This is a genomic window from Pseudomonas sp. URMO17WK12:I11 (genome assembly GCF_007677725.1).
In the GTDB taxonomy this organism is placed as follows: domain Bacteria; phylum Pseudomonadota; class Gammaproteobacteria; order Pseudomonadales; family Pseudomonadaceae; genus Aquipseudomonas.
The window spans coordinates 1-215 of record NZ_VEDF01000081.1; the positions used below are offsets into that span (position 1 = coordinate 1).

Annotated in this window: 1 protein-coding gene; it reads right to left on the reverse strand. The window is 59.1% G+C overall.

The window, feature by feature from the left end:
* The coding region (locus tag FS665_RS23290) for an immunoglobulin-like domain-containing protein (RefSeq protein WP_145193682.1) at positions 1 to 215 on the reverse strand (215 nt) is incomplete at both ends.

Below are 215 nucleotides of genomic sequence, written 5' to 3' on the forward strand. Positions count from 1 at the left end.
CCGCCGCCAACGGCAGTAATGCTGTTTGTAACAGCATCATGTCCTTGGTACACGTCGTTGGAAACGGCTCCAGTCGCGGTGCCTGAATTCTGGCCAACTGGAATGGTGATGGTTTGGCCATTGGCCAAAGTCACCACCACCGGACTGCCAGTTACTGGCGCGCCGACGCTGGCGGTGTAGACGATGGTGCCGCCTTCCAACACAGATGGCGTGGC